This window comes from Streptomyces durmitorensis (assembly GCF_023498005.1).
Classification (GTDB): domain Bacteria; phylum Actinomycetota; class Actinomycetes; order Streptomycetales; family Streptomycetaceae; genus Streptomyces; species Streptomyces durmitorensis.
On sequence record NZ_CP097289.1, the window covers coordinates 6,061,947 to 6,084,357 of the forward strand.

The 22,411-nt window shown below is 70.8% G+C and carries 16 protein-coding genes; 10 read left to right on the top strand and 6 right to left on the bottom strand.

Going from position 1 to position 22,411, the window contains the following annotated elements:
• Positions 1–699: 699 nt before the first annotated feature.
• Positions 700–1,206 carry a DUF937 domain-containing protein gene (locus tag M4V62_RS27130; protein WP_249589821.1) on the bottom strand — a complete coding sequence of 169 codons (507 nt, stop codon included), beginning with the start codon at positions 1,204–1,206 and terminating at the stop codon, positions 700–702.
• Positions 1,207–1,488: 282 nt separating this feature from the next.
• On the opposite strand from M4V62_RS27130, the gene recD2 reads away from it, so the two are divergent.
• Together recD2 and M4V62_RS27140 are read left to right on the top strand one after the other, a co-directional pair.
• Positions 1,489–3,882, top strand: a complete 2,394-nt coding sequence (gene recD2, locus M4V62_RS27135) for an SF1B family DNA helicase RecD2 (RefSeq protein ID WP_249589822.1) — start codon at positions 1,489–1,491, stop codon at positions 3,880–3,882.
• Between the two features lie 124 nt (positions 3,883–4,006).
• On the top strand, positions 4,007–5,353 hold the full coding sequence (locus M4V62_RS27140) for a citrate synthase (RefSeq protein WP_249589823.1): 1,347 nt from the start codon (positions 4,007–4,009) through the stop codon (positions 5,351–5,353).
• Positions 5,354–5,805: 452 nt separating this feature from the next.
• Here the strand turns inward: M4V62_RS27140 and M4V62_RS27145 are convergent, their stop codons facing one another.
• From M4V62_RS27145 to M4V62_RS27165, 5 genes are all read right to left on the bottom strand, one after another.
• On the bottom strand, positions 5,806–8,043 hold the full coding sequence (locus M4V62_RS27145) for a heavy metal translocating P-type ATPase (RefSeq protein WP_249589824.1): 2,238 nt from the start codon (positions 8,041–8,043) through the stop codon (positions 5,806–5,808).
• 82 nt (positions 8,044–8,125) lie between these two features.
• Positions 8,126–8,446 carry a heavy-metal-associated domain-containing protein gene (locus tag M4V62_RS27150; RefSeq protein WP_249589825.1) on the bottom strand — a complete coding sequence of 107 codons (321 nt, stop codon included), beginning with the start codon at positions 8,444–8,446 and terminating at the stop codon, positions 8,126–8,128.
• A gap of 180 nt (positions 8,447–8,626) precedes the next feature.
• Complete coding sequence (locus M4V62_RS27155; RefSeq protein WP_249589826.1) at positions 8,627–8,824, bottom strand: helix-turn-helix transcriptional regulator; 198 nt, start codon at positions 8,822–8,824, stop codon at positions 8,627–8,629.
• A gap of 463 nt (positions 8,825–9,287) precedes the next feature.
• Positions 9,288–10,211: a helix-turn-helix domain-containing protein gene (locus M4V62_RS27160; RefSeq protein ID WP_249589827.1), complete on the bottom strand. Its 924-nt coding sequence runs from the start codon at positions 10,209–10,211 to the stop codon at positions 9,288–9,290.
• A gap of 4 nt (positions 10,212–10,215) precedes the next feature.
• Entirely contained in the window at positions 10,216–11,115 is a 900-nt protein-coding gene (locus M4V62_RS27165) for a sugar phosphate isomerase/epimerase family protein (RefSeq protein ID WP_249589828.1), read from the bottom strand.
• Between the two features lie 136 nt (positions 11,116–11,251).
• Between M4V62_RS27165 and iolC the strand changes: the two genes are divergently transcribed.
• From iolC to M4V62_RS27205, 8 genes are all read left to right on the top strand, one after another.
• On the top strand, positions 11,252–12,214 hold the full coding sequence (iolC, locus tag M4V62_RS27170; protein WP_425574991.1) for a 5-dehydro-2-deoxygluconokinase: 963 nt from the start codon (positions 11,252–11,254) through the stop codon (positions 12,212–12,214).
• The gene (locus M4V62_RS27175; protein ID WP_249589829.1) at positions 12,207–13,088 is read left to right on the top strand and encodes a Cgl0159 family (beta/alpha)8-fold protein; all 882 of its coding nucleotides are present in this window, start codon (positions 12,207–12,209) and stop codon (positions 13,086–13,088) included. Before iolC ends, M4V62_RS27175 begins: the two co-directional genes overlap by 8 nt.
• Before the next feature lie 9 nt (positions 13,089–13,097).
• A complete protein-coding gene (gene iolB / locus M4V62_RS27180; RefSeq protein ID WP_249589830.1) occupies positions 13,098–13,913 on the top strand; it encodes a 5-deoxy-glucuronate isomerase in 816 nt (271 codons plus the stop codon).
• Positions 13,914–13,949: 36 nt separating this feature from the next.
• Complete coding sequence (gene iolD / locus M4V62_RS27185; protein ID WP_249589831.1) at positions 13,950–15,824, top strand: 3D-(3,5/4)-trihydroxycyclohexane-1,2-dione acylhydrolase (decyclizing); 1,875 nt, start codon at positions 13,950–13,952, stop codon at positions 15,822–15,824.
• Positions 15,825–15,841: 17 nt separating this feature from the next.
• Positions 15,842–17,344, top strand: a complete 1,503-nt coding sequence (gene mmsA / locus M4V62_RS27190; protein ID WP_249589832.1) for a CoA-acylating methylmalonate-semialdehyde dehydrogenase — start codon at positions 15,842–15,844, stop codon at positions 17,342–17,344.
• A 256-nt stretch (positions 17,345–17,600) separates the two neighbouring features.
• On the top strand, positions 17,601–20,255 hold the full coding sequence (locus M4V62_RS27195) for an alpha/beta fold hydrolase (protein WP_249589833.1): 2,655 nt from the start codon (positions 17,601–17,603) through the stop codon (positions 20,253–20,255).
• The gene (locus M4V62_RS27200) at positions 20,252–21,142 is read left to right on the top strand and encodes an ABC transporter permease (protein ID WP_249589834.1); all 891 of its coding nucleotides are present in this window, start codon (positions 20,252–20,254) and stop codon (positions 21,140–21,142) included. The genes M4V62_RS27195 and M4V62_RS27200 overlap by 4 nt, the downstream gene beginning before the upstream one ends.
• A 94-nt stretch (positions 21,143–21,236) precedes the next feature.
• Positions 21,237–22,388, top strand: a complete 1,152-nt coding sequence (locus M4V62_RS27205; RefSeq protein WP_249589835.1) for a pentapeptide repeat-containing protein — start codon at positions 21,237–21,239, stop codon at positions 22,386–22,388.
• The last annotated feature ends 23 nt before the right edge of the window (positions 22,389–22,411 follow it).

A 22,411-nucleotide genomic window follows, 5' to 3' on the forward strand; every position in this document is an offset into this window, starting at 1 on the left:
GAGCGTCGTCAAGGACGGGCCAGGCCCCGGCCGGGTAGGTCGGCCCTCACGCACTCGCAGTCGGCAGCGCTCGTGAGGGGACGGGCCGGTATGTCCGCCCGGAGCACGGTTCGCGGCGTTCCGGCAGCGCAGTAGCTCCGCGGTCACCGGACGATAGCGAGGACGGACATACCGGCGCGGCCCCGCCCCGAAGGCCAAGTGGCGCCGCAGCACGAATGCGCCTGCTGTCGGCGGTGCACACGAGGGGACGTGGCGGTATGTCTGCCCGGAGCACGGTTCGCAGGACTCCCGTGCCGAAGTAGCTGCGCGGTCACCGGACGATGGCGAGGACGGACATACCGGCGCGGCCCCGTCCCGAAGGCTGAGTGGTGCCGCAGCACGCATGCGCCTGCAGTCGGCAGTGCACACGAGGGGGCGTGGCGGTATGTCTGCCCGGAGCACGGTTCCCTGCGCTCCGGCACCGCAGTAGCCCCGCGGTCACTGGACGATGGCGAGGACGGACATACCGGCGCGGCCCCGCCCTGAAGGCTGAGTGGTGCCGCAGCACGCATGCGCCTGCTGTCGGCAGTGCTCGTGAGGGGGCGTGGCGGTATGTCTGCCCGGAGCACGGTTCGCGGCGTTCCGGTGGCGAAGTAGCTGCGCGGTCACTGGACGATGGCGAGGACGGACATACCGGCGCGGCCCCGCCCTCAAGACGGGTTACTTCCTCTTGCCGCCCAGGATCTGGCCCAGCAGGTCCCCAAGGCCCCCGCCCCCGCCCCCCGTCGGCTTCGACGCCGACGCACGCTTCGTCAGTACCGTCAGGAGCACCGGGATCAGCAGCTCGATCACCCGGGTCACGGAAGCCGCCGGCAGGCCCGTTTTCTTTGCCACCGCGTTCGCCACCGGCCTGCTCATCTTCGCCAGCACCCCGGACAGCATCCCGCCCGCCGCCAGCCCCCCGAACCCTCCGAACCCGGCGATCCCCTGCGGAGGCGCCGCCTCTGCGAAGGCCTGTTGGACCTCCTCCGCCTCCGCCGGGTCCTCCGCCTTCTCCTGCAGGTTCCCCGAAAGCGCGGTCACCGTGGTGCCGACCACGTCCTGCGCCCCCGCGGCATCCGTGCCCAGAAGCCCCGCGATCTCCTGAAGCTTGTCGTCGCCGAGTTCGTCGAGTACGTCCTTCTCCAGCGAGGTTCCGGGCGCAGTTTCGGAAGATTCTTCGCTCATGGGTTAAAAGCTACTTCTGCCCCACTTCGTCGGCACCCCGAAAACTCGTCGCCTTGCCCGTGCAACCCTTCCCGCCCGACGCGGGTCGTACTGTGCGTCGGGACTTCTGGGGGGAGATCTGGGGGGATCGCGGAGTACCGACAGGGGAGGGGAGACCCGAGGGGCCCGGTCGCAAGACCGGGCCCCTCGAAGCTGTCTCCACCCGCCTCCACTCACCTCCCCCCACCCCCGAGTTGTCCACAGGCTTCCCGCACTGTCAGCGCCGAGCGATAGCGTCGGCCCATGTCGAGTCCAGCAGCAGCGACAGCGAAGACGGCAGCGACAGCAAAGACGGCGGCGACAGCCGCAGTGGTCGAGGGGGTCCTGGAACGGATCACGTACGCCAACGAGGAGAACGGGTACACCGTCGCCCGAGTGGACACCGGCCGAGGCGGCGGCGACCTCCTCACCGTCGTCGGCGCGCTGCTGGGCGCCCAAGTGGGAGAGTCCCTCCGCATGGAGGGCCGCTGGGGCTCCCACGCCCAGTACGGCAAGCAGTTCACGGTGGAGAACTACACCACCATCCTCCCCGCCACCATCCAAGGCATCCGCCGCTACCTGGGCTCGGGCCTCATCAAGGGCATCGGCCCCGTCATGGCCGACCGCATCACCACCCACTTCGGCGTGGACACCCTCGACATCATCGAGCAGGAGCCCAAGCGCCTCGTCGAGGTCCCCGGCCTGGGCCCCAAGCGCACCAAGATGATCGCCGCGGCCTGGGAGGAACAGAAGGCCATCAAGGAGGTGATGGTCTTCCTGCAGGGCGTCGGCGTCTCCACCTCCATCGCCGTCCGCATCTACAAGAAGTACGCGGACGCCTCCATCTCCATAGTGAAGAACGAGCCCTACCGCCTGGCGGCCGACGTCTGGGGCATCGGCTTCCTCACCGCGGACCGCATCGCCCAGTCCGTCGGCATCCCCCACGACAGCCCCGAACGCGTCAAGGCCGGCCTGCAGTACGCACTCTCCCAGTCCACCGACCAGGGCAACTGCTACCTCCCGGAGGAGCGCCTCATCGCGGACGCGGTGAAGCTGCTCCAGGTGGACACGGGCCTGGTCATCGACTGCCTCGCCGAACTCGCGACGGAGGACGAAGGCGTCGTACGCGAGCGAGTCCCGGGCCCCACCAGCGGCCCCAACGCAGCCCCCGACGCCGGCCCCACCGGCGAAGAGGACGTCACCGCCGTCTACCTCGTCCCCTTCCACCGCGCGGAACTCTCCCTCTCCGCCCAGCTCCTGCGCCTCCTCAGAACCCCGGAAGACCGCATGCCCGCCTTCCAGGACGTCGCCTGGGACAAGGCCCTGGCCTGGCTGGCCACCCGCACCGGCGCCGACCTCGCCCCCGAGCAGGAGGCAGCGGTCAGGCTCGCCCTGACGCAGAAGGTCGCCGTCCTCACCGGAGGCCCCGGCTGCGGCAAGTCCTTCACGGTCCGTTCCATCGTGGAGCTGGCCCGCGCCAAGAAGGCCAAGGTCGTCCTGGCCGCCCCCACGGGCCGCGCAGCCAAACGCCTCGCCGAGCTCACCGGAGCCGAGGCCTCCACCGTCCACCGCCTCCTGGAGCTGAAGCCGGGAGGAGACGCCGCGTACGACAAGGACCGCCCGCTCGACGCCGACCTCGTCGTGGTCGACGAGGCGTCCATGCTGGACCTGCTCCTGGCCAACAAGCTGGTGAAGGCCGTCGCCCCCGGCGCCCACCTCCTGTTCGTCGGAGACGTGGACCAGCTGCCGAGCGTCGGCGCGGGCGAGGTCCTGCGCGACATGCTCAGCGAGCAGAGCCCCGTCCCCGCCGTCCGGCTCACCCACATCTTCCGCCAGGCCAAGCAGTCCGGCGTCGTCACGAACGCCCACCGCATCAACTCCGGGGTGCCGCCCATCACCCAGGGCCTCAGCGACTTCTTCCTCTTCGTGGAGGACGAGACCGAGGACGCGGGGCGGGTCACGGTGGACGTGGCCGCGCACCGCATCCCGGCGAAGTTCGGCCTCGACCCGCGCCGCGACGTCCAGGTGCTCGCCCCCATGCACCGCGGGCCCGCAGGCGCGGGGAACCTGAACGGCCTGCTCCAGCAGGCCATCACCCCCAGCAGGCCGGACGTACCGGAGAAGCGCTTCGGCGGCCGGGTGTTCCGCGTAGGCGACAAGGTCACCCAGATCCGCAACAACTACGAGAAGGGGCAGAACGGCGTCTTCAATGGCACCGTCGGAGTAGTCACCTCGCTCGACTCCGACGAGCAGCGGCTCACGGTCCTTACGGACGAGGACGAGGAGATTCCGTACGACTTCGACGAACTGGACGAACTGGCCCATGCGTACGCGGTCACCATCCACCGCTCCCAGGGCAGCGAGTATCCGGCGGTGGTGATCCCCGTGACCACGGGGGCATGGATGATGCTGCAACGAAATCTGCTCTATACGGCGGTCACGCGCGCCAAGAAGCTGGTCGTCCTCGTCGGTTCGCGCAAGGCTCTGGGACAAGCGGTGCGCACGGTCTCCGCGGGCAGACGCTGTACGGCCCTGGATTTCCGGCTCGCCGGAGGCCGTGGTTCCACACCAAGAGCAACCCCCGGATCGACCCCTGGATCCACCCCCGGATCGACCCCCGGATCCACCCCCCGAAATTTTGATCGATCAAACGAGTAGGAAAGGTCACACACCACTTCCGCAACCGGGCACAGGGGGGCAGGATGAGTAAGTTGGCGGCACTCAGTGCCGCCAATAGGCCCAATGGTCGACCCCGAGTGCACTCTCCAGGGCCAAATGGGGGATGGTAGAGACAGTCAGGGCACCTCGAAGAAGAGGCACAACGTCGGTGAGGGATGACGTGAGCGACAACTCTGTAGTACTGCGGTACGGCGATGGCGAGTACACCTACCCGGTGATCGATTCGACTGTCGGCGACAAGGGCTTCGACATCGGGAAGCTCCGCGCCCAAACCGGTCTGGTGACCCTGGACAGCGGCTATGGCAACACCGCCGCCTATAAATCCGCCATCACCTACCTCGACGGCGAGCAGGGCATCCTGCGGTACCGCGGCTATCCGATCGAGCAGCTGGCCGAGCGCTCCACCTTCACCGAGGTGGCGTACCTGCTGATCAACGGCGAACTGCCGAAGGTCGACGAGCTCGCCAGCTTCAAGAACGAGATCACGCAGCACACGCTGCTGCACGAGGACGTCAAGCGGTTCTACGACGGCTTCCCGCGCGACGCCCACCCGATGGCGATGCTGTCGTCCGTGGTCAGCGCGCTGTCGACGTTCTACCAGGACAGCCACAACCCGTTCGACGAGGAGCAGCGCGACCTCTCGACGATCCGCCTGCTCGCCAAGCTTCCGACGATCGCGGCGTACGCCTACAAGAAGTCCGTGGGCCACCCGGTCGTCTACCCGCGCAACGACCTCGGCTACGTCGAGAACTTCCTGCGCATGACCTTCTCGGTGCCGGCCGCCGAGTACGACCTGGACCCGGTCGTCGTCTCCGCGCTCGACAAGCTCCTGATCCTGCACGCGGACCACGAGCAGAACTGTTCGACCTCCACCGTGCGTCTGGTGGGCTCGTCGCAGGCGAACATGTTCGCCTCGATCTCCGCCGGCATCTCGGCCCTCTGGGGCCCGCTGCACGGTGGCGCCAACCAGTCCGTCCTGGAGATGCTCGAGGGCATCAAGCAGGACGGCGGCGACGTCGACAACTTCATCCGCAAGGTGAAGAACAAGGAAGACGGCGTGAAGCTCATGGGCTTCGGGCACCGCGTCTACAAGAACTTCGACCCCCGGGCGAAGATCATCAAGGCGGCGGCGCACGACGTCCTCTCGGCTCTCGGCAAGGACGACGAGCTGCTTGACATCGCGCTGAAGCTCGAAGAGCACGCGCTGGCCGACGACTACTTCGTCGAGCGCAAGCTCTACCCCAACGTGGACTTCTACACGGGCCTCATCTACCGCGCGATGGGCTTCCCGACCGAGATGTTCACCGTGCTGTTCGCGCTCGGCCGTCTTCCGGGCTGGATCGCGCAGTGGCACGAGATGATCAAGGAGCCGGGATCCCGCATCGGGCGCCCGCGCCAGATCTACACCGGTGAGGTTCTCCGGGACTTCGTCCCGGTCGAGGGTCGCTGACCCGCACGCCGTAGGCGCGACAGAGCGCGCGCCAAGCGAAAAGCGCCCCGCCGCCGATCCCCCCACGGGTCGGCGGTCGGGGCGCTTTCCTGTTTCCCGGTGCGGATTCCCCCCACGGGATCCGGCCGGGCGTCTGTGGTGGCAGCGCGCCAGTTGTGCTGTCGTCCTGCGATCTGCCGGGACGCGTACGTACCAGGAGGGCCGCTCAAGCTCCCCGGTGCACGTGTCCCGGCCAACGCATTCCTAGGAACATCCCCCAAGATGTCCCCGATGTCTAGAGACGTCCCCCAAGACGTCCCCAGCATCGCCTCTTAGACTCACGAGCCCCCCGAATGGTTACGTTGGGATCGCTGTGATCTGCGTCTCCTGCATATGTCCTGTACATGCGCAAGAGTTCCGATATGCCGATCAAGACTCGGACGTGAGAATGCTGCAACCAGTATGTGAAGAGACTATGTGAAAGTCCTGAGACGGAGGCTGTTGGTGACGACAAAGACTGAAGAAAAAGCCATCGCCGCCCCCGCGATCATCGGGTTCAGGAGTCCGGCCGCGGCCAGCGGCAGCGCGGCCACGTTGTAGCCGAAGGCCCAGAAGAGATTGCCCTTGATCGTGGCGAGGGTCTTACGGGAGAGCCTGATCGCGTCGGCCGCCCCGCGCAAGTCCCCGCGCACCAGCGTCAGATCGCTCGCCTCGATGGCCGCGTCCGTGCCCGTGCCCATCGCGAGGCCCAGGTCGGCGGTGGCGAGCGCGGCGGCGTCGTTGACCCCGTCCCCGACCATCGCGACGACCTTGCCCTCGTCCCGCAGCCGCCGTACGACATCGACCTTGTCCTCGGGCAGGACCTCGGCGTACACGGCGTCCGCCCCGATACCGACCGCCTTCGCCACCGCCTGGGCGACGGCCCGGTTGTCCCCGGTGAGCAGCACCGGCGTCAGACCCAGGGCGCGCAGCTCGCGCACCGCCTCGGCGCTGGTGTCCTTGACCGCGTCGGCGACGGTGAGGACCCCGCGTGCCACGCCGTCCCAGGCGACCAGGACGGCCGTACGTCCCGCAGCCTCGGCCCCGGCCTTGAACGCGGCCACCGAGGCGAGCCCCTCGACCCCCGCGTCCGCGAGCAGCCGCTCACGCCCCACGAGCACCAAGTGGCCTTCCACCGTGCCGCGCACGCCGGACCCCGCGACGTTCTCGAACCCCTCCACGGCGGGCAGAGCGCCCGCCTGAAGCCCCAACTCCGCGGCGGCGCCCGCCGCGACCGCCCGCGCCACCGGGTGCTCGGAGGCGTGCTCCAGGGCCCCCGCGAGCCGCAGCAGCTGCTTCTCCTCGGTCTCATCGGCCGCGTACACGTCCCGCAGCGTCATCCGCCCCGTCGTCACCGTCCCGGTCTTGTCCAGGACGACGGTGTCCACCCGGCGGGTGGATTCGAGGACTTCGGGGCCCTTGATGAGGATGCCGAGCTGCGCACCGCGCCCCGTGCCGACCATCAGGGCGGTCGGCGTCGCCAGGCCGAGCGCGCACGGGCAGGCGATGATCAGGACGGCGACGGCCGCAGTGAAGGCGGCGGTCGCGTCGCCGGTGGCGCCGAGCCAGCCGCCGAGCGTGGCGGTGGCGATCATCAGGACGACCGGCACGAAGACCCCGGCTATCCGGTCGGCGAGGCGCTGCACCTGGGCCTTGCCGGTCTGCGCGTCCTCGACGAGCCGGGCCATCCTGGCCAGTTGGGTGTCGGAGCCGACGCGCGTGGCCTCGACGACGAGCCGCCCCGAGACGTTCGTGGTCGCCCCGGTCACCGCGTCGCCCGCGGCCACGTCCAGCGGGACGGACTCACCGGTCAGCATCGAGACGTCGACCGCGGAGGCGCCGTCCACGACGGTGCCGTCGGTCGCGACGGTCTCCCCGGGACGTACGACGAAACGGTCGCCGACCACGAGCCGCGCGACCGGGACCCGGACCTCGGCGCCGTCCCGCAGCACGGCCGCGTCCTTGGCGCCCAGTTCGAGCAGGGCCCGCAGCGCCGAGCCCGCCTTCCGCTTCGCGCGGGCCTCCAGCCAGCGGCCGAGCAGGATGAACGTGATGACGCCCGCGGCGACTTCGAGGTAGAGCGTGGAGGAGGCGTCGGCGCGCGAGACGGTGAACTCGAAGCCGTGCCGCATCCCCGGCATCCCCGCGTCCCCGAGGAACAGCGCCCACAGCGACCAGCCGAACGCGGCGAGCGTGCCCACCGACACCAGCGTGTCCATGGTCGCGGCGCAGTGCCGCAGGTTCGTGAACGCCGCCCTGTGGAAGGGGAACCCGCCCCAGACGACGACGGGCGCGGCCAGGGTCAGCGAGAGCCACTGCCAGTTGTCGAACTGCAGCGAGGGGACCATCGCCAGGAGGACGACGGGCAGGGAGAGGAGCGCCGAGCCGATGAGCCGCTGGCGAAGAGTGTCGGGCTCGGTGATGTCCGCGGTCGTGGTCGGCGCCTCGGGCTCGGGAGCGGCCGGGACCAGCTCCTGCGCGGTGTAGCCGAGCTTCTCGACCGTCGCGATCAGCTGCCCGACCTCGACCCCTTCCGCGTACGAGATCTTCGCCTTCTCCGTGGCGAGGTTGACCGACGCGGTCACGCCCTCCACGCGGTTCAGCTTCTTCTCGATGCGGGCGGAGCAGGAGGCGCAGGTCATTCCGCCGACGGCGAGTTCGACTTCGTTCATGGCTCTCTCGTACGTCTGGGGTGAAGCGGCTGCGGGCCCTGTGACGGTGTCACAGGGCCCGGGGTACCCGGCAAGGGGAGGGTCAGGCCTTGCTGACACCGGCGAGTTCGTAGCCCGCCTCGTCGACCGCGGCGCGGACCGCGGCCTCGTCGAGCGGAGCCTCGGAGATCACGGTCACCTGGCCGGTGGCGGCCACCGCCTTGACCGAGCTGACGCCGGCGATCTCGGAGATCTCGCTGGAGACCGCACCCTCGCAGTGGCCACAGGTCATGCCGGTCACCTCGTACACGGTCGTCACGGCACCCTGCGACGCCTCGGCGGCGCCGTCGGAGTGGCAGGAACCGCTGGGGGAGCAGCAGGAGCCGGAGGTCTCGGCCTGCGGGAGCTCGGTCTGGGCGCTCATGTCGTTCTCCTCGGTGATCGGTGAGGGTGCGGCGTGTGTGCGTGCGTATGCGTCGTAATGTGCAGGAGTGGTCCCGGTGTTCCCGGGGACCCCCTGACACTCACCACACTATACCCCTAGGGGGTACACCTCAACGGGGTGGCCACCGCGGAGGACGAGGGTGGTGTCCCATCGGGGCGTTCACTCTCTGCGCCCGCGGTTGCGCGGCCGCGCGGCGACCCAGGCGCGGATGGTGTCCGCGTACCAGTAGGGCTTCCCGGACTCCACGTGGTCGGGTTCGGGAAGCAGGCCGTGCTTGCGATAGGAGCGCACGGTGTCCGGCTGCACCCGGATGTGTGCGGCGATGTCCTTGTACGACCAGAGCCTTCGGTCAGTCATCAGTGGCACCTCCCTGCGGGCGCCGCAGGGGCGGCTCGGGGGGAGCCGTCGGGGGAGCTGCGGCGCGACGCTGGCGATCACTCAGCCTGTGCCCGGTGAACGACGCGGAGTTGAGGCAGGAGGGCGGCTGTCGACTGGCTGTGACGGAAGACCCGCGTAGGCGGGACATGTGTGACAGGAAGAGGTTGTTTGTGACGCTTGTGATGCATCCAGGGGGCGCGGTGGCGCGGCGCACGGCAGGCGCACGGATGCGGAGCGTGAGGCAGGGTGCGCAAGCGAGGTGGACCGGGCCCGCTGCGCCGGGCCCGGTCCACCGGCTTTCCTGCATCCCCCGTGCCGTGACGGCAACGAAGGTTCCCCCGCGCCAGATGGCTCGAAGGCAACAGACTGCCTCCGGTGGGGCCCGGCGTATTGGAAAAAACCGCACCGCACGGCACCGCACGGCAGTCGGCGGCGCGCGGCCTCAGGCGAGGATCAGGCTCGTCGGCTCGTCCGTGAGCCGGTCGGCCGACTGCGGGCCGCCGCCCGGCGCCCGGAGCGCACGCCGCATCGCGGCGAACTCGCGCGGCGTGCAGCCCGTCATGGCCCTGAACTCGCCGCTCAGATGCGCCTGGTCGTAGAAGCCGCAGAGCGCGGCCGTCTCCGCCTGGGTGCGCCCCGCCACCAGCATCCGCCGCGCCCGCTGGAGCCGCAGGACCCGCCCCGCGGCCTTGGGGCCGATGCCGATCTGCTCCCGGAAGCGGTTCTCCAGCTGGCGTACGCTCCAGCCGACCTCCTCGGCGATGTGCCCCACGGGAGCGGCGCCCCGGGTGCGCACCAGCTCGCTCCAGGCCCGCACCGTGCGTTCGCAGGACGGCGGCCCTGCCTTCGACCAGCGGGCGAAGACGTCGTCAAGGAGGGCGAAGCGCTCGCGCCACGAGGGCAGTGTGCCCAGCGCCGCGGCGAGTTCCGCCACGCTGCCCCAGCGGCCGGGGCCGGGCCGGACGCCGAGCGCGTCCGGGTCGAGGTTCCGGTCCGCCACCTCGTGCAGGGCGGTGCCGAAGAGGGTGAACGCGGCCCAGGGGGCGAGCAGCACCTCGATGCCCGCGAGCCGGCCGTCGTGCTCGCCCACCACCGGCGTCGTGCCCAGCCCCGACAGCACCGAGACCAGCGTCACCGGCCCCTGCCGCGACTGCCCCGACTGTCGCGCATGCTGCGACTGCCCCGAACTCGCGAGGCCCGATATCCGCACCGGATGCTCGAAGCCGAGCATCAGCGTCACCGCGCCGATCGGGACTTCGAGCCTGCGCCGCGGCCGCCCGAGCGCGAGCCGGAAGCCGCGGTAGACGATGATCCCCGGACGCAGGCGGGGGTGGGGTGACGCGAGCGCGACCTCCCAGCCGTCCACCGGACTAGGCGCCGCAGGAGCGCAGATACGAGCGGGTGCGGCGGGCGATGGGCAGCGGCTTGTCCGGCGGGCACGGGTACATGTCCTGCTCGACGATGGCGAACAGGTCGACGCCCAGCTTCTGGGCCGCCGCGAGGACCGGCTCGATGGCGGGCACCCCGGTCGGCGGCTCGCACATCACACCGCGGGCCACGGCGGGCCCGAACGGCATCTCCTGCGCGCGCACTTCGGCCAGGACGGCCGGGTCGACCTGCTTGAGGTGCAGATAGCCGATGCGTTCGCCGTACGTCTCGATCAGCTTGACGTTGTCGCCGCCGCAGTAGGCGTAGTGGCCCGTGTCCAGGCAGAGCGAGACGAGGTCGGGGTCCGTCGCGTCGAGAAAACGGGTGACGTTCTTCTCGTCGTCGATGTGCGTGTCGGCGTGCGGATGGACGACCACGCGCAGGCCGTAGCGCTCGCGCACCTCGTACGCCAATCGCTCGGTCTGGAGCGTGAGCTGACGCCACTGCTCGGGGGTGAGCGTGCGGTCCTCCAGGACCTCGCCGGTCTTGTCGTCGCGCCAGAAGGACGGGATCACCACGAGGTGCTCGGCGCCCATCGCCTGCGCGAGCGCGGCGTTGTCGGCCACATGGGCCCATGTCCTGTCCCATACGGAGGGTCCGTGGTGCAGGCCCGTGAAGACCGTTCCCGCCGACACCTTCAGGCCGCGCTTTTGGGTCTCGGCGGTCAGTACGGCCGGATCCGTGGGCAGATAGCCGTACGGGCCGAGCTCGATCCACTCGTATCCGGAGTCCGCCACCTCGTCGAGGAAACGGCTCCAGGGCACCTGGCCCGGATCCTCGGGGAACCACACCCCCCACGAGTCGGGTGCCGATCCGATCCGGATGCGTGACAGCGTCGTCATGTCCGCCAGCTTTCAGGGCGGCGCGGAACGGTGTCAAGGAGTGGTCCGAATGTAAGGACAATGTGTTGACAGGGCTCGTGGGGCGGAATAGACCTAGGGGAGGGCTCAAGGGGGCGATGCCGAAAGGGAGTGCAGGGTGACCGATCCGTACGACGTCATCACGATGGGCCGGATCGGGGTGGATCTCTATCCCCTGCAGGCCGGGGTGCCGCTCGCCGATGTCAGCACGTTCGGCAAGTTCCTGGGCGGTTCGGCGTCGAACGTCGCCGTCGCCGCCGCGCGGCTCGGCCGCCGGGTCGCCGTCGTCACCCGCACCGGCGAGGACCCCTTCGGGGACTATCTCCACCGGGAGCTGCGGCAGTTCGGGGTCGACGACCGGTGGGTGAGCGGGGTCGCGGGCCTGCCGACCCCGGTGACCTTCTGCGAGGTCTTCCCGCCGGACGACTTCCCGCTCTACTTCTACCGGCAGCCGAAGGCACCCGACCTGGAGATCCACGAGAAGGAGCTCGACCTCGGCGCGATCGCCTCCGCGCGGGTGTTCTGGATGACGGGTACGGGGCTCTGCGCGGAGCCCAGCAGATCGGCGACGCTGGCCGCGCTCCGCCACCGCGCGAAGGCCGGGCTCACGGTCTTCGACCTCGACTGGCGGCCGATGTTCTGGGAGCGGGCGGACGAGGCCCGGGGCTTCTACGCACAGGCGCTCGCGCAGGCCACCGTCGCGGTGGGCAACATCGACGAGGTCGAGATCGCCACCGGAGTGCGCGAACCGCTCGCCGCCGCCTGTGCGTTGCTGGAGTCCGGCGTCGAACTCGCCGTGGTCAAGCAGGGCCCCAAGGGGGTGCTCGCCATGAACAGCGCGGGCGATGCCGTGGAGGTGCCGCCGCTGCCCGTGACGGTGCTCAACGGCCTCGGGGCCGGGGACGCCTTCGGCGGGGCGCTGTGCCACGGGCTGCTCGCCGGCTGGGAGTTGGAGCGGATCATGCGGTACGCCAACGCGGCGGGGGCGATCGTCGCCTCCCGCCTGGAGTGTTCGTCCGCGATGCCGTTCCCGGACGAGGTCGAGGCGGCGCTCGCCGCGGGAGCCGTGGCGCATGATTGACCTCGCCGAACTCGTCAGGACCCGGGCCCAGCACCCCGAGGCCATCGCGGAGGCCGCAGCCCGGCGCCCCCGGCGTCCGCTCCTCGGTGACAGCGGGCGACTGATGATCATCGCTGCCGACCACCCCGCACGGGGCGCCCTGTCCGTCGGCGGGGACAAGCTGGCCATGGCCAACCGCGGTGACCTCCTTGAGCGGCTCTGCCTCGCGCTCTCGCGCCCCCGCGTGGACGGCGTGCTGGCCACCGCCGACATCCTCGAAGACCTCCTGCTGCTCGGCGCGCTCGACGGCAAGGTCGTCATGGGGTCGATGAACAGGGGCGGGCTCGCGGGCGCCTCGTTCGAGCTGGACGACCGGTTCACCGGCCACCGCGCCGAGGACATCGACCGGCTCGGGTTCGACGCGGGCAAGCTCCTGCTGCGCGTCGACTACGAAGACCCCGGCTCGCTGGCCACCCTGTACTCCAGCGCCCGCGCGATCGACGCCATGGCCGCCCGGAAGCTGCCGGTCTTCGTCGAGCCGTTCCTCTGCCGCCGCGCCCCCGACGGCGGTCCGCCGCGGAACGACCTGAGCGCCGAGGCCGTCACCACGTCCATCGCCATCGCGTCGGGGCTCGCCGGGACATCGGCGTACACCTGGCTGAAGGTCCCCGTGACCGAGAATCCGGACGACATGGCGCGGGTCATGGAGGCCTCGACCCTGCCCGCCGTCCTCCTCGGAGGCGACCTCGGTGACGACAGCGACGCCGCGTACGAGAAGTGGCGCGGCGCGCTCCAACTGCCGACCGTGCACGGGCTCGTGGCCGGGCGCACGCTGCTGTACCCGGCCGACGGCGACGTGGCGGGCGCCGTCGACACCGCTGTCGGACTGCTGTAGGAGGGCCTCATGACGTACGTACCGAAGGGCAGCGCGGCCGAGGGGCCGTACGCTCTCGAAATCGACCCCAAGCGGTCCGGTCTGGTCTATTCCGCGCTGCGCGTGGTCGACATCGAACCGGGCGCCACGCACTCCTTCGCCACCGGGGAGAGTGAATGGATCGTGCTCCCGCTGACCGGCGGCTGTACGGTGCACGCGGAAGACGAGATCATCGAACTGCTGGGCCGGGACAGCGTGTTCAGCGGAGTGAGCGACTTCGCCTACGTGCCCCGTGACGCCCACATCCAGATCGCCTCCGGCGCGGGAGGCCGCTTCGCCCTGGCAGGAGCGAAGTGCGAGCGTCGACTCCCCGCCCGCTACGGCTCCGCGCCGGAGGTTTCCGTCGAGCACCGCGGCAGCGGCACCTGCGCCCGCGAGGTCCGCAACTTCGCGTCCGCCGACGCCTTCGACTGCGACCGCCTCATCGCGGTCGAGGTGATCACGCCCGGCGGCAACTGGTCCTCGTACCCGCCGCACAAGCACGACGAGCACCGTCCGGGCGTCGAGGCCGAGCTCGAAGAGATCTACTACTTCGAGATCGAGGCCGGTGAGGGAGGCCAGGAAGGCTTCGGCTACCAGCGGGTCTTCCCCTCACGCCCCGGCGGCACCGACGTCCTGGCCGAGGTCCGGACGGGCGACGCCGTGCTCGTGCCCGACGGCTGGCACGGCCCGTCGATCGCCCAGCCGGGGCACAGCATGTACTACCTGAACGTGATGGCAGGACCCGGCGACGAGCGGGAGTGGAAGATCTGCTTCCACCCCGATCACACGGAGGGATACCGATGACGGCGGAGGGATACCGATGAAGGCGGAGGGAATTCGATGACCTCGATCAGGCTGACCACCGCACAGGCCCTCGTCCGCTTCCTGTCCCGGCAGTTCACCGAGCGCGACGGCGAGCGGCAGCGGCTCATCGGCGCGACCTGGGGCATCTTCGGGCACGGAAATGTGGCGGGCATCGGCCAGGCACTCGTCGAGTACGGCGACGCCATGCCCTTCCACCAGGGCCGCAACGAACAGGCCATGGTGCACGCCGCCGTCGGGTACGCCCGCCAGTCGGGCCGCCTGTCCACGCACGCCGTCACCACCTCCATCGGCCCCGGCGCGACCAACCTCGTCACCGGCGCCGCGCTCGCGACGATCAACCACCTGCCGGTGCTCCTGCTGCCCGGCGACACCTTCGCGACCCGCCCCGCCGACCCGGTGCTCCAGCAGCTCGAAGTCCCCTACGCAGGCGACGTGTCGGTCAACGACTGTCTGCGCCCGGTGTCGAAGTACTTCGACCGGATCACCCGGCCCGAGGCCCTGATCCCGGCCGCGCTCGCCGCGATGCGCGTGCTCACCGACCCGGCGGACACCGGCGCCGTCACGCTCGCGCTTCCGCAGGACGTGCAGGCGGAGGCCTTCGACTGGCCGGAGGAGTTCTTCGCGGAGAGGGTGTGGGGCGTACGCCGTCAGGCGCCCGATCCGCGCGAACTGGCCGCCGCCGCGCGGGCCGTGCGCGAGGCGCGGCGCCCGCTGATCGTCGCGGGCGGCGGGGTCCACCACAGCGCGGCCGAGGACGCGCTGCGGGACCTCGCGGACGCGACCGGGATCCCCGTCGCCTCCACCCAGGCCGGCAAGGGGTCCCTGCGGTTCGACCACCCGGCTGACGTCGGCGGCATCGGGCACACGGGCACGGCCACCGCCGACGAACTCGCCTGCACCGCCGACCTGGTGATCGGTGTCGGCACCCGCTACAGCGACTTCACCACCGCGTCCGGCACGCTCTTCGCGGCGCCGGACGTCCGCTTCCTGAACCTCAACATCACCGCGTTCGACGGCCACAAGATGGCGGGCGCGCCCCTGGTCGCGGACGCGCGGGCGGGCCTCGAAGCCCTGACCGGCGCCCTGGAGGGGTGGCGCGTGCCGCCCGCGTACGTCGCCGAGTACACCGAGGACAAGGTGCGCTGGGAGCAGCGCGTCGACGCGGCGTACGCGGCCGACGAGCCCGACGTACGGCCCACGCAGCTCCAAGTCCTCGGCCTGCTCGATGAGTTGGTCACCGACGAGGACGTGGTCATCAACGCGGCCGGATCGCTCCCCGGAGATCTCCACAAGCTGTGGAGGGCCCGCTCGCCCCGGCAGTACCACGTCGAGTACGGCTACTCCTGCATGGGATACGAGATCCCCGCCTCGATCGGCGTCGCGCTGGCGGCACCGGACCGGCCCGTCTGGGCGCTGGTGGGCGACGGGACGTATCTGATGATGCCCACCGAGATCGTCACGGCGGTCCAGGAGAACATCCCGGTCAAGGTCGTGATCCTGCAGAACCACGGGTACGCGTCCATCGGCGGGCTCTCCGAGTCCGTGGGCGGCGAGCGGTTCGGCACCGCCTACCGCTTCCGGGAGCCGGACGGGACGTACACGGGCGCCCCGCTGCCCGTCGATCTCGCGGCCAACGCGGCCTCCCTGGGGATGCACGTGATCCGCGCCAAAACAGTCGTTGACCTGCGCGATGCCCTCGCCGAGGCGCGGGCGGCCGACCGCCCCACATGTGTCTACGTGGAGACGGAAACGGCAGACACAGTGTCGCCCCCGCCCCCGGCGCAGGCGTGGTGGGATGTGCCCGTGGCCGAGACCGCGGACCGACCGTCGGCGATCAAGGCCAGGAAAGAGTACGACCGGCACGTCTCAGCCCGACGCCGCCACCTGTGAGAGTAGGGATGCTTGTCATGACGAAGACCGTCAATCACTGGATCGGCGGGAAGACCGTCGAGGGTGCGTCAGGTGCGTACGGTTCGGTGACCGACCCGGCGACCGGCGCCGTCACCACGCAGGTCGCCTTCGCGAACGTGGACGAGGTGGACGCCGCAGTCGCCTCCGCGCGTGAGGCGTACGCCACGTGGGGCAAGTCGTCCCTGGCCAAGCGCACCTCGGTCCTCTTCGCCTTCCGCGCGCTGCTCGACGCCAACCGTGACGCGATCGCCGAGCTGATCACCGCCGAGCACGGCAAGGTGCACTCGGACGCGCTCGGCGAGGTCGCCCGCGGCCTGGAGATCGTGGACCTCGCCTGCGGGATCACGGTCCAGCTGAAGGGCGAGCTGTCGACGGAGGTGGCGTCGCGCGTGGACGTCTCCTCCATCCGCCAGCCCCTCGGCGTCGTCGCGGGCATCACGCCGTTCAACTTCCCGGCCATGGTGCCGATGTGGATGTTCCCGCTGGCCATCGCGTGCGGCAACACCTTCGTCCTGAAGCCGTCGGAGAAGGACCCCTCGGCCGCGATGAAGATCGCGGAGCTGCTCTCCGAGGCCGGGCTCCCCGACGGCGTCTTCAACGTCCTGCACGGCGACAAGGTCGCTGTCGACCGCCTCCTGGAGCACCCGGACGTGGCGGCCGTCTCCTTCGTCGGCTCCACGCCGATCGCCCGCCACATCCACACCACCGCGACCGCCAACGGCAAGCGCGTCCAGGCCCTCGGCGGCGCCAAGAACCACATGCTGGTCCTGCCGGACGCGGACCTCGACGCGGCGGCGGACGCGGCCGTGTCGGCGGCTTACGGCTCCGCGGGCGAGCGCTGCATGGCGATCTCGGCCGTGGTCGCGGTCGGCTCGATCGGCGACGAGCTGGTCGCGAAGATCAAGGAGCGGGCCGAGAAGATCAAGATCGGCCCCGGCAACGACCCCACGTCGGAGATGGGCCCGCTCATCACGGCGGCGCACCGCGACAAGGTCGCCTCGTACGTCACCGGCGCCGCGGCCGAGGGCTGCGAGGTCGTCCTGGACGGCACCGGCCACACGGTCGAGGGCTTCGAGGACGGCCACTGGATCGGCCTCTCGCTCCTGGACCGCGTACCGGTGACGGCGAACGCGTACAAGGACGAGATCTTCGGCCCCGTGCTGTGCGTGCTGCGGGTCGACACCTACGAGGAGGGCGTGGCGCTGATGAACGCCTCGCCCTTCGGCAACGGCACCGCGATCTTCACGCGTGACGGCGGCGCCGCGCGGCGCTTCCAGCTGGAGATCGAGGCGGGCATGGTCGGTGTGAACGTCCCGATCCCGGTGCCGGTCGGCTACCACTCCTTCGGTGGCTGGAAGGACTCGCTCTTCGGGGATCACCACATCTACGGAAATGACGGGACGCACTTCTACACCCGGGGCAAGGTGGTCACCACCCGCTGGCCCGACCCGTCGGACGCCCCCGAGGGTGTGGACCTCGGGTTCCCGCGCAATCACTGAGAGCGGCTGCACGCCGGGCGGGCTGGAAATCCAGCCCGTCCGGCGTTTGAGGACATCTTGTTCGGGGCCTGCCTGGGGCAGTGCCCCAGGCAGGCCCCGCGCCGGAGCGGGTTTTCGGGAAGGGGCGGGGTCGGGGAGAATTCCCGGCCGTACCGCAGCCGTCGTACGCAGGCCCCTTCTCCTACTCCCCAGGGATGTAAGCGGGTTCAACCCACCGGCTGCCCCGGTTGTCAGCCCTCGCCCGTACGGTTGACGCATGGATCTACGACTGCCCAAGCTGCCCAAGCGCAGACTGCTCGCCGCGGTGGCCGCCGTCGCGCTGCTCGCGGGCGCGGGCACCTGGACGGCGGTGGCCTCGGACGACGGGCCCGCCGTGCACCGCGAGGACCGCATGATGCGGATGCCGGGCGCGGGCGGCGCGAAGATCGACACTTCGTACTTCACCGCGGGCGACCCGACGGCGAAGCGCCCCGCCGTCCTCATCGGCCACGGCTTCGGCGGCAGCAAGGACGACCTGACCGCCCAGGCCGAGGGCCTGGCCGAGAAGGGGTACGCGGTCCTGACCTGGTCCGCCCGCGGCTTCGGCAAGTCCACCGGCAAGATCGGGCTCAACGACCCCAAGGGCGAGGTCAACGACGCCACGCACCTGATCGACTGGCTGGCCAAGCGCCCCGAGGTGCAGCTGGACAAGAAGGGCGACCCCCGCGTCGGCATGACCGGAGCCTCGTACGGCGGGGCGATCTCCCTCCTCACCGCCGGGTACGACCAGCGCGTGGACTCCGTCGCCACCCAGATCACGTACTGGAACCTCAGCGACGCCCTCTTCCCGAACGGCGTGTTCAAGAAGCTCTGGGCCGGCCTGTTCATCAACACCGGCGGCGGCTGCGAGCGGTTCGAGAAGCGGCTCTGTGAGATGTACAACCGCGTCGCGGTGAACGGCAAGCCGGACGCCGAGGCCCGCAAGCTCCTCGCCGAGCGCAGCCCTCAGGCCGTCGGCGACCGCATCAAGGTGCCTGCCCTGCTCATGCAGGGCCAGACCGACTCCCTCTTCCCGCTCGGCCAGGCCGACGCCACGGCCAAGGCGATCCGCGCCAACCACGCGCCCGTGTCCGTCGACTGGATCTCCGGCGGCCACGACGGCGGCGACCGCGAGGTCGGGCGGGTCAACGCCCGCGTCGGGTCATGGTTCGACCGCTACTTGAAGGACGACAAGAGCGCGGACACCGGCCCCGCCTTCCGCGTCACGCGCACCGGAGGCATCGACTCCACCGATGGCGCGGCGCAGCTGCGGGGCGCGAGCGGCAACACGTACCCCGGCCTGGAGAGCGGGCAGCGGGACATCGCGCTCAGCGGGCGCGAGCCGCAGCGCGTCGAGAACCCCGCGGGCGCCGCGCCGCCCGCCATCTCCGCGCTCCCGGGCGCGGGCGGCGGCGGGCTCAACCAGCTCTCCTCACTGGGCGTCGGCGTCTCCCTCGACTTCCCCGGCCAGCACGCCGCGTTCCAGTCGGCGCCGCTCAAGGACGACCTGCGGATCACCGGATCGCCGAAGGTGCGGGTGCACGTCAAGTCCGACAGCGAGGACGCCGTGCTCTTCGGGAAGGTGTACGACGTGGGGCCCGGCGGCGGCCAGAAGGTGCTGCCCTCGCAGCTCGTCTCGCCGATCCGGGTGGAGGGCGCGAAGGCGGGCAAGGACGTCACCCTCACCCTGCCCGCCGTCGACCACGACCTTCAGAAGGGCCACCGCCTTCGCCTCGTCCTCGCCTCGACGGACCTGGGCTACGCCTCTCCGGCGCAGCCCGCCACGTACACGGTGTCCGTGAAGAGCGACCTGTCGGTCCCCACGGCGCCCGGCGTGACGACGGCGGCGACGCCGCTGCCCGCCTGGGTGTGGTGGCTCCCGGCGTCCGGAGCGGTGATCGCCGTGCTCCTCCTGCTCACCGCGCGGCGGCGGACGGCGGCCCCCGCGCCGGACCCGGAGCTCGCGGAAGTGCCGCTGACGATCACGGACTTGAGCAAGCGGTACGCCAAGTCGGTGGACCGTTACGCGGTGCGTGACGTCTCCTTCAGCGTCGAGAAGGGGCAGGTGCTCGGTCTCCTGGGCCCGAACGGCGCGGGCAAGACGACGACCCTGCGCATGCTCATGGGCCTCATCCGCCCCGACGAGGGCGAGATCCGCGTCTTCGGGCAGGCGATCAGGCCCGGCGCCCCGGTCCTCTCCCGGGTCGGCGCGTTCGTCGAGGGCGCGGGCTTCCTGCCGCACCTCTCGGGCCGCGAGAACCTGGAGCTGTACTGGAAGGCCACCGGCCGCCCCGCCGAGGACGCCCGCATGGACGAGGCGTTGGAGATCGCCGGGCTCGGCGACGCGCTGGCCCGCGCGGTGCGGACGTACTCGCAGGGCATGCGGCAGCGGCTCGCGATCGCCCAGGCGATGCTCGGCATGCCGGACCTGCTGATCCTCGACGAACCGACGAACGGCCTGGACCCGCCACAGATCCGCGAGATGCGCGAGGTGATGATCCGGTATGCCGAGGGCGGCCGCACGGTCATCGTCTCCAGCCATCTCCTGGCCGAGGTCGAGCAGTCCTGCACGCACCTGGTGGTCATGGACCGCGGCCGGCTGATCCAGGCGGGCCCGGTCTCCGAGATCGTCGGCTCCGGCGACACGCTCCTGGTGGGTCTCGCGGACGACATCGCCGACCCCATGGTCGACAAGGTGGCCGCGCTGCCCGGCGTCGCGTCGGCGGTCCGCGCGGACGGCGGCCTCCTGGTGCGCCTCGACGGCACGGACGGCGCGAGCGCCGCACGGCTCCTTCCCGAACTGGTGCGCCTGGAGCTGCCCGTGGAGTCCATGGGCCCGCACCGCCGCCTTGAGGACGCGTTCTTGACCCTGATCGACGGAGGCACCGCATGAGCGCCACAGCCACGGAGCGGCCGGGCACGGAGCCGGGCACGGAACGCGCCACGGCCCCCGGATACCGCCCCGGCCGCACGCTGCCGCTGCGCGTCGAGGCCGTCCGCCAGCTGAAGCGGCGCCGGACCCTTGTCATGGCCGGGGTGATGGGCCTGCTGCCCTTCGTCCTGGTCCTCGCGTTCACCATCGCCGGGTCTCCGGAGAGCCGCAGCGGCCGGGTGACACTGATGGACACGGCCACGGCGTCGGGCGGCAACTTCGCGGCGACGTGCCTGTTCGTGTCGGCGGGCTTCCTCCTGGTCATCCCCGTCGCACTGTTCTGCGGGGACACGGTCGCATCGGAGGCGAGCTGGTCGTCCCTGCGCTATCTCCTGGCGGCTCCGGTCCCGCGGGCCCGCCTCCTGTGGTCGAAGCTGGCCGTGGCGCTCGGCCTCAGCGCGGCGGCCATGGTGCTGCTCCCGCTGATCGCCCTGGCGGTCGGGACCGTGGCGTACGGCTGGGGCCCGCTCCAGATCCCGACCGGCGGCGCGCTGCCCGCGGGGACGGCGGCGCAGCGCCTGGTGATCGTCGTGGCGTACATCTTCGTCTCCCAACTGGTCACGGCGGCGCTCGCGTTCTGGCTCTCGACCAAGACGGACGCACCGCTGGGAGCGGTGGGCGGCGCGGTGGGCCTGACCATCGTCGGCAACGTCCTGGACGCGGTGACGGCACTGGGCAGCTGGCGCGACTTCCTGCCGGCGCACTGGCAGTTCGCGTGGGCGGACGCGATCCAGCCGAGGATGGAGTGGGGCGGAATGATCCAGGGCTCGGCGGTCTCGGTGACGTACGCGCTCGTGCTGTTCGCGTTGGCGTTCAGGGGGTTCGCGCGCAAGGACGTGGTCAGCTGAGGTTCTTGGCGCGGCACCGGCCGAGGTTCCTGCTGCGGCGTCCGTTGCGCGGCTGCGGGGTTTGAGGCCTATCGCGGTGACGCAACCTCATGGGATGGCGGGTACGAGGAGAAGGCCCCAGGCCCTGCCCGGACATCGGGTGCGGGAGGTGCCGCGCCCCGCCGAGCACGACTCGGACCGGTCGTGGCTGCTGGGCGTCGGCGTGGCCGTCGTGAGCGTGACGCTCGTCGTGCTGCTCGTCGTCGTGGCGCCGCGCCATCTGCTGGACTGGGACACTTCCGGAGCCCGTGTCCCGGACCGGGCGAAGGCGATCAACGACATACGGGCCACGCTGCTTCAGGGGCTGGCCGGGCTGGCCCTGCTGGTGGGCGCGTTCTTCACCTGGCGGCAGCTGCAGGTGAGCCGCCATGGGCAGCTCACCGGCCGATTCACCGCCGCGGTCGAGCAGTTGGGCCATTCGAGCGTGGGCGTGCGCATCGGCGCGATCTTCGCGCTGGAGCGAATCGCGGTCGACTCCCGGGACGACCGCGGCGCCGTCGTCGAGGTGCTCTGCCTCTTCGCGCAGCGCAACGCGCTCGCCCTGACGCTCGACGCCCGTCCGTCCCCCCGCGCCATCGCGCACAGCCAAGAAGTCGCCCTGGCACACGCGGGAGAGACCCTGCTGGTCATACGCTCCCCGGACGTGCACGCGGCGGTCACCGTGCTCGGACGCGCGCCGCGACCCAAAGGTCTTGAACTGCGTCTTCAGCGAGTGGACCTACGGCGCACGATGCTCGATTTCGCGAATCTCGAGGACGCGGACCTGCACTATGCCGATCTGACGAACGTGCACCTACGGGGTGCCAATCTGAAGCGGGTCGACCTGTCCGGGACGTGGCTGGTCAGAGCCGTACTCATGGACGCCGACCTGCGGCAGGCCTCCCTGCGGTCCGTACTGCTGTGCTACGCCCGGCTCGACGGCGCCGACCTGCGCGCGACGGACCTCAGCAACGCCGACCTGACGGCGGCGTTCGTCGAGGGCGCGCGATTTGAGTTGGCCGATCTGCGCGGTGCCGTTCTGACGGACACCGACCTGGCCGAGGCCACGCTCACCGGAGCCGTGGCCGACGACACGACGGTCTGGCCCCGCGGATTCGACCCGGCAGCCGCGGGAGTGCTGCCCGCGCACGACGCGCCGCCGCTGCGACCCCTGAGCCTCTTCCCGCAGGACCCGCCCAGCGGGAGTGCGCGCGGCGTTTCGCCGTAGCCGCATCGAGACTCTTCCGCAAC